Annotated in this window: 4 protein-coding genes; all 4 read left to right on the top strand. The window is 62.4% G+C overall.

Annotated elements, in window-relative coordinates; translation table 11 throughout:
• Positions 1 to 856, top strand: an 856-nt coding sequence (gene sucC / locus EN750_RS18305; RefSeq protein ID WP_127397253.1) for an ADP-forming succinate--CoA ligase subunit beta, incomplete at its 5' end; no start/stop codon positions are given.
• A gap of 4 nt (positions 857 to 860) precedes the next feature.
• On the top strand, positions 861 to 1232 hold the full coding sequence (locus tag EN750_RS18300; protein ID WP_127397252.1) for a cupin domain-containing protein: 372 nt from the start codon (positions 861 to 863) through the stop codon (positions 1230 to 1232).
• A 41-nt stretch (positions 1233 to 1273) separates the two neighbouring features.
• Positions 1274 to 2176 (top strand): succinate--CoA ligase subunit alpha, encoded by a 903-nt coding sequence (sucD, locus tag EN750_RS18295; protein WP_127397251.1) that lies wholly within the window; start codon positions 1274 to 1276, stop codon positions 2174 to 2176.
• 132 nt (positions 2177 to 2308) lie between these two features.
• Positions 2309 to 4967: 2-oxoglutarate dehydrogenase E1 component (locus EN750_RS18290; protein ID WP_127397250.1), on the top strand; the 2659-nt coding region annotated here is incomplete at its 3' end.

Raw genomic sequence — 4967 nt, 5'->3', positions numbered from 1 at the left:
CATCGAACGCGAGCTCTATCTGTCGATCCTGGTCGACCGTTCGGTCGGCCGCATTGCCTTCGTCGTCTCGACCGAAGGCGGCATGGACATCGAGGCGGTCGCCCATGACACGCCGGAAAAGATCATCACCGTCGCCATCGATCCGGAAAAAGGCGTCACAACAACCGACCTGATGGCGCTCAACGGCGCGCTCAAGCTCGACGGCGATGCGGCCAAGGACGGTGATACGCTGTTCCCGATCCTCTACAAGGCCTTCGTCGAGAAGGATATGAGCCTGCTCGAGGTCAACCCGCTGATCGTCATGAAGAACGGCCGGCTGCGCGTGCTCGACGCGAAAGTGTCGTTCGACAACAACGCGCTGTTCCGCCACCCCGACGTGCTCGAACTGCGCGACACCACCGAAGAGGACGAGAAGGAGATCGAGGCGTCGAAATACGACCTCGCCTATGTCGCGCTCGACGGCAATATCGGCTGCATGGTCAACGGCGCCGGCCTCGCCATGGCGACGATGGACATCATCAAGCTCTATGGCGCCGAGCCCGCCAACTTCCTCGATGTCGGTGGCGGCGCATCCAAGGAAAAAGTCACGGCGGCGTTCAAGATCATCACCCGGGATCCGGCGGTCAAGGGCATCCTGATCAACATCTTCGGCGGCATCATGAAGTGCGACATCATTGCCGAGGGCGTCATTGCCGCGGTCAAGGAAGTCGGCCTGGAAGTGCCGCTGGTGGTGCGCCTGGAAGGCACCAATGCCGAGCTCGGCAAGAAGATCATCAACGACAGCGGCCTCAACGTCGTGTCGGCCGACGATCTCGACGATGCAGCCAAGAAGATCGTGGCGGCGGTAAAGGGCTGAGCGGATGCCTCCGCGCAAGATAAACCTCGTCGAGGCGGCGGATCGGACCATCACCAAGGTTTTCGATCCGCATATCGCCGGCGACGTCAACGACAGCCAGGCGAAGGTCGCCAAGTTCGGCGAGATGTTCGACTGGCATGCGCATGACCATGAGGATGAAGCCTTCCTCGTGCTGCGCGGGCGTATCGCCATCGATTTCCGTGACGGTCCGGTCGAGCTCGGCGAGGGCGACTTCATCGTCGTACCGCGCGGTGTCGAGCACCGGCCGCGTTCGCTCACCGCGGAACCGGTCGTGCTGATGTTCGAGCCGGCGACGACGCTCAACACCGGCAATGCCAAGAGCGACCTCACGGTCGCTGACCTGAAGCGGCTCTGACCATGTTTTCCTCGATCAACGGTTTTTAGAAAAGGGCTCCCATGTCCATTCTCGTCGACAAGAACACCAAGGTGCTGGTGCAGGGCCTGACCGGCAAGACCGGCACGTTTCACACCGAACAGGCGCTGGCTTATCACGGCACGAAAATGGTCGGCGGCATCCACCCCAAGAAGGGTGGCGAGACGTGGACCGGCTCAAAGGGTGAAAACCTGCCGATCTTCGCCACGGTCGCCGAGGGCAAGGAAAAGACCGGTGCCAACGCTTCGGTCGTCTATGTGCCGCCGGCGGGTGCCGCCGAAGCCATCCTCGAAGCGATCGAGGCCGAGATCCCGCTGATCATCTGCATCACCGAAGGCATCCCGGTGATGGACATGATCAGGGTCAAGGCCAGGCTCGACCGCTCGACCTCGCGCCTGATTGGGCCGAACTGCCCGGGCGTGCTCACGCCCAACGAATGCAAGATCGGCATCATGCCCGGAAACATCTTCCGCAAGGGCTCGGTCGGCGTTGTTTCGCGCTCGGGAACACTTACCTATGAGGCCGTGTTCCAGACCACCAATGTCGGCCTCGGCCAGACCACCGCCGTCGGCATTGGCGGCGACCCCGTCAAGGGCACCGAGTTCATCGACGTGCTCGAGATGTTCCTCGCCGACGACGAGACCAAGTCGATCATCATGATCGGCGAGATCGGCGGTTCGGCCGAGGAAGACGCCGCGCAGTTCCTCAAGGACGAAGCCAAGCGCGGCCGCAAAAAGCCGATGGCTGGCTTCATCGCCGGGCGCACGGCGCCGGCCGGCCGCACCATGGGTCATGCGGGCGCGGTCATCTCCGGCGGCAAGGGCGGCGCCGAAGACAAGATCGCGGCGATGGAATCGGCCGGGATAAAAGTTTCGCCTTCGCCGGCAAGGCTGGGCACGACCTTGGTCGAGGCGATCAAGGGTTAAAGTGAGTAGCGAGTAGTGAATAGCGAATAGGAAAGACAGACTAGCGGCGCGACCACTGGGGAATCCCTACTCGCTATTCGCTACTCCCTACTCGCTCCAAACAGGAGACGGAGCCAGGCTCCGCGGACAAAAATGGCAAGACAAGATCAGGCCAACGACCAATTTTCACTCACCTCTTTCCTCTATGGCGGCAATGCCGATTACATCGACTCGCTTTATGCGTCTTATGAGGACGATCCGGAGTCGGTAAACCCCGAATGGCAGGAGTTCTTCGCCGGGCTGAAGGACGACGCCGGCGATGTGCGCAGGAATGCCAAGGGCGCCTCCTGGGCCAAGCCCTCCTGGCCGCTGCAGGCCAATGGCGAACTGGTGTCGGCGCTCGACGGCAATTGGGGTATCGTCGAGAAGACGATCGAAAAGAAAGTCAAGGACAAGGCGGTCACCAACGGCGTCGTCCTGTCCGACGCCGACGTGCACCAGGCGACGCGCGATTCGGTGCGCGCCATCATGATGATCCGCGCCTACCGCATGCGCGGCCATCTGCATGCCAATCTCGACCCGCTCGGCATCGCCAAGCCGCTCGAGGACTACAACGAGCTGTCGCCGGAAAATTACGGCTTCACCGAAGCCGATTACGACCGGCCGATCTTCCTCGACAATGTGCTCGGGCTCGAATTCGGCAGCATCCGGCAGATGCTGGAAATCCTGACCCGCACCTATTGCTCGACGCTCGGCGTCGAGTTCATGCATATTTCCGATCCCGAGGAAAAGGCCTGGATCCAGGCACGTATCGAGGGCGCCGACAAGGAGATCACCTTCACCGCCACCGGCAAGAAGGCGATCCTGCAGAAGCTGGTCGAGGCCGAAGGCTTCGAGCAGTTCATCGACGTCAAGTACAAGGGCACCAAGCGCTTCGGCCTCGATGGCAGTGAAGCGCTGATCCCGGCCCTGGAGCAGATCGTCAAGCGCGGCGGCCAGCTCGGCATGAAGGAAATCGTGCTCGGCATGGCGCATCGCGGCCGGCTGAACGTGCTCTCGCAGGTGATGGCCAAGCCGCACCGCGCCATCTTCCACGAGTTCAAGGGTGGCTCGGCCGCCCCCGACGAGGTCGAGGGCTCGGGCGACGTCAAGTACCATCTCGGCGCCTCGTCGGACCGCGAGTTCGACGGCAACAAGGTGCACCTGTCCTTGACCGCCAATCCCTCGCATCTGGAAATTGTCGATCCGGTGGTGATGGGCAAGGCGCGCGCCAAGCAGGATTACCTGTTCGGCCGCAGCCGCGAGGAGATCGTGCCGCTGGAAGAGCGCGCCAAGGTGCTGCCGCTACTGCTGCATGGCGACGCCGCCTTCGCCGGCCAGGGCGTGATTGCCGAGATCCTCGGCCTGTCCGGCCTGCGCGGCCACCGCGTCGCCGGCACGTTGCATTTCATCATCAACAACCAGATCGGCTTCACCACCAATCCGCGCTTCTCGCGCTCGTCGCCCTATCCGTCCGACGTCGCCAAGATGATCGAAGCGCCGATCTTCCACGTCAATGGCGACGATCCGGAAGCCGTGGTGCACGCCACCAAGGTGGCGATCGAATTCCGCATGAAGTTCCACAAGCCTGTTGTGGTCGACATGTTCTGCTACCGCCGCTTCGGCCACAATGAGGGCGACGAGCCGGCCTTCACCCAGCCGATCATGTACCGCAACATCCGCACCCACAAGACGACCGTGCAGATCTACGGCGACCGGCTGATCGCCGAGGGTCACCTCACCCAGGCCGAGCTCGACCAGCTCAAGGCCGACTGGCGGGCGCATCTGGAATCCGAGTGGGAAGTCGGCCAGCACTACAAGCCCAACAAGGCCGATTGGCTCGACGGCGCCTGGTCTGGCCTGCGCACGGCCGACAACCAGGACGAACAAAGGCGCGGCAAGACCGCCGTGCCGGTGAAGACGCTGAAGGAAATCGGCAAGAAGCTGACCGAGGTGCCGAAGGATTTCGAGGCGCACAAGACGATCATCCGCTTCCTCGAAAACCGCCGCCAGGCGATCGAGTCCGGCGAAGGCATCGACTGGTCGACGGCCGAGGCGCTGGCCTTCGGCGCCATCCTGCTCGACGGCAATCCGATCCGCCTGTCGGGACAAGATTCCGAACGCGGCACCTTCTCGCAGCGTCACTCGGTCCTTTACGACCAGCGCGACGAGACCCGCTACATCCCGCTCAACAATCTGTCGGCGGCTCAAGCCGGCTACGAAGTCATCAACTCGATGCTGTCGGAAGAGGCGGTGCTGGGCTTCGAATATGGCTACAGCCTGGCCGAGCCCAAGGCGCTGACCTTGTGGGAAGCGCAGTTCGGCGATTTCGCCAACGGTGCCCAGGTGGTGTTCGACCAGTTCATCTCTTCGGGTGAACGCAAGTGGCTCAGAATGTCGGGCCTCGTCTGCCTGCTGCCGCATGGCTATGAAGGCCAGGGTCCGGAACATTCTTCGGCCCGGCTCGAACGCTTCCTGCAGCTTTGCGCCGAAGATAACATGCAAGTGGCCAACTGTACGACGCCGGCCAACTACTTCCACATATTGCGCCGGCAGCTGAAGCGCGACTTCCGCAAGCCGCTGATCCTGATGACGCCGAAGTCGCTGCTGCGCCACAAGCGGGCGGTGTCGACGCTGCCGGAAATTTCGGGCGAAAGCTCGTTCCACCGACTGCTGTGGGACGATGCGCAACTGCTTTCCGGCCAGGCGATCAAGCTCACCAAGGATTCCAAGATCCGCCGCGTCGTGCTGTGTTCGGGCAAGGTCTATTACG

Origin of the sequence: Mesorhizobium sp. M7A.F.Ca.ET.027.03.2.1, from assembly GCF_003999175.1 — a bacterium.
Taxonomy (GTDB): Bacteria; Pseudomonadota; Alphaproteobacteria; order Rhizobiales; family Rhizobiaceae; genus Mesorhizobium.
Note: the sequence above shows the minus strand (reverse complement) of the source record. Positions and strands in the feature narration are given on the sequence as shown.